Raw genomic sequence first — 2,435 nt, 5'->3', positions numbered from 1 at the left:
GGCGCAGAGAGTGGGTGGGTGGGCCAATAGAAGGTCAGGTGCGGTCCGGATCGTCGGGCCAGGGCAACGTCGCGACGAGATCCCACAGGTACTCGTCGGTGATCTCGTCGCCGGAGAGAAGCAAGCGGTAGTAGACGGGCCCGACGATCTGGTCGACGTGTCGGTCGATGTCGTCCGCGGATGCCTCGGGACCGACGACGTCACGAACCAGGTCGGCGGAAGATCGGCGTCGTTCCGCCCAGAAGGAGTGGAAAACGTCGGCCAACTGCGGGTTGCGAGCGGACTCGCCGATGACACCGGCGACCACGGCACCGAAATCGGATCGAGTGTTCAGCCGCACCAGATCCTGGAGGAAGATGAACAGCCCGAACCGGGGATCCGGATCCGGCGGGCGCGACGGGATGCCCTCATCGGCCAGCACGGTCAGCAGGTGGCGGACCAATTGCACCTTCGACGACCAGCGTCGATACAGGGTGTCCTTGCCGACGCCCGCGGTCTGCGCGATCGCATCCATCGAGGCGCCGGTGAATCCACGCTCCGCGATCACGGTTCGAGCGGCGTCGAGAATCGCGCGGTCGCGACCGGCATCGCGGGGGCGACCACGCGTGGACCTCGTCGCTGTCGGCGCCGTTTCGGACATGGTCCCAGATTACCAAACGACACCGTATGGTAATTGCGACATGCGTCATGCCGGCCCGGCGGATCAGCCGGACGAGCGGACGGTGATCGACCCGTTGTCGGTCTCGAGGTCGATCAGCCGATCGCTGGCCGGATCGGTGCGGACCGAACTGTCGGCCGACCCGTTCTGCGTCCGCATCTCGACTCGGTACAGCACCTCCTCGTCCGGGACGGTGACCTCGATGCGACCGTTGCTCGTTCGTCCGGACACGGTGGTCGGAGGGTCGGAGAACACCAGCTCGATCGTGCCGTTGGACGTCGACGCAGCGAGGATGTCCGACCCGAGATTGCGTCCGATGAACGACCCGTTGTCATTGCTGGCGCGGACTTCGCCGGTGACCCCGTCGACCTCGATCGATCCGTTGTCGTTGTCGACGTCCACCCGCGCGGTCGTGTCCCGAACCACGACAGATCCGTCGGTCGCGTCGATCGTGATCGGGCGATCGGCGGGGACGCTGACCGTGAAGCCGACGTCGCACCAGACCAGCGCGGCGACGGGGCAACCGCCGCGCAGTTCGAGCACGCCGGACACGATCTCGGCGCTGACGTCGGTCGCTGCCAGACCGTCGCTCACGTCGGCGGTGACCTCCACGACGTCCACCGGGGCAGCGATGACGGTCATCGATCCGTTGTCACTGCGGATGTCGACCGCGCGGACATCATCGGCAGAGAACTCCCAGGTCGTCGTGTACTCGCCGTGCGCGAGCAGCCCGACGACATTGAATGTTCCCCAGCCGAGCGCGGCGATCGCGATCAGCCCGCCGAGGGTGAGCCACACCGAGCGCGCCACCCGTGACGACGGAGAGGTGTCCGAGACGGTCCCTCGGTGGTCGTCGGCCCGAGCCTGGCTGTCGTCGGTCATCGTTGCGGTCAATACGGCCATTGCGGTCATCCCTTCACCCAGTGCAGAACCGCGAGAACGCGGCGGTGGTCGTCCGGTGCCGGCGGAAGATCGAGCTTCGAGAAGATGTTGCCGACGTGCTTCTCGACCGCTTTGTCGCTCACGACCAGCGCGCGGGCGATCGCCGGGTTGGTGCGCCCCTCGGCCATCAGCGTGAGGACCTCGCGTTCGCGTGGGGTCAGCCGTTCGAGGGGATCCTGGCGGCGGGTGCGTGCCAACAGTTGGGCGACCACCTCGGGGTCGAGCACGGTCCCGCCTCCGGCGACCTGGCGAACGGCGCCGAGGAACTCGCTGAGGTCGGCGATCCGATCCTTCAACAGGTAGCCGACCGCGTGCATGTCGGCGCCGAGGAGCTCGGTCGCGTACTGCTCCTCGACGTACTGCGAGAGCACGAGCAGGCCGACGGCGGGAAGTTCGGCGCGAATCTGCAGCGCGGCGCGTAGGCCGTCATCGGTGTGCGTCGGCGGCATCCGCACGTCGACGATCGCGAGGTCGGGCTCGTGGAGCCGGGCGACGCGCACGAGCTCGTCGGCATCGCCCACCGTCGCGACGATCTCCTCACCGGCATCGGCGAGGATGCGGGTCAGTCCCGCGCGCAGCAGCACGGAGTCCTCGGCGATCACGATCCGCATGGCATCTCCACCGAGATCGTGGTCGGCCCGCCGACGGGACTGATGACGTGTGTCGTTCCACCCATTGCAGCGACACGCTCGCGCATCCCCTGCAGTCCGGTGCCCCGCGACGCATCGGCGCCGCCGACACCGTCGTCGCGAACCTCGAGGACCAACCGGTCGGCGGCGCGTGCGATCGACACGTGGGCGCGGTTCGCGCGGCTGTGGCGGGCGACGTTCGTGAG

Annotated in this window: 4 protein-coding genes; all 4 read right to left on the bottom strand. The window is 68.0% G+C overall.

Annotation, left to right across the window (positions count from 1 at the left end; translation table 11 throughout):
• Positions 1–34 precede the first annotated feature (34 nt).
• A complete protein-coding gene (locus WBV89_RS18875; RefSeq protein ID WP_423982873.1) occupies positions 35–640 on the bottom strand; it encodes a TetR/AcrR family transcriptional regulator in 606 nt (201 codons plus the stop codon).
• 63 nt (positions 641–703) lie between these two features.
• Positions 704–1,570 (bottom strand): hypothetical protein, encoded by an 867-nt coding sequence (locus tag WBV89_RS18870; RefSeq protein ID WP_423982872.1) that lies wholly within the window; start codon positions 1,568–1,570, stop codon positions 704–706.
• Positions 1,567–2,211, bottom strand: a complete 645-nt coding sequence (locus WBV89_RS18865) for a response regulator (protein ID WP_423982871.1) — start codon at positions 2,209–2,211, stop codon at positions 1,567–1,569. The genes WBV89_RS18870 and WBV89_RS18865 overlap by 4 nt, the downstream gene beginning before the upstream one ends.
• On the bottom strand, positions 2,199–2,435 hold a 237-nt coding region (locus tag WBV89_RS18860), incomplete at its 5' end, for a sensor histidine kinase (protein WP_423982870.1). The genes WBV89_RS18865 and WBV89_RS18860, both read right to left, overlap by 13 nt.

It is taken from the genome of Ilumatobacter sp. (assembly GCF_049588435.1).
Lineage (GTDB): Bacteria > Actinomycetota > Acidimicrobiia > Acidimicrobiales > Ilumatobacteraceae > Ilumatobacter_A.
The sequence above is the reverse complement of the archived record's forward strand: the minus strand, read 5'-3'. Positions and strand labels throughout refer to the sequence as shown.

What these genes read in the sequence shown, in the direction of transcription:
- WBV89_RS18865 (WP_423982871.1), bottom strand. Translation starts at nt 2,211, where the DNA reads ATGCGGATCGTGATCGCCGAGGACTCCGTGCTGCTGCGCGCGGGACTG.
- WBV89_RS18870 (WP_423982872.1), bottom strand. Translation starts at nt 1,570, where the DNA reads ATGACCGCAATGGCCGTATTGACCGCAACGATGACCGACGACAGCCAG.
- WBV89_RS18875 (WP_423982873.1), bottom strand. Translation starts at nt 640, where the DNA reads ATGTCCGAAACGGCGCCGACAGCGACGAGGTCCACGCGTGGTCGCCCC.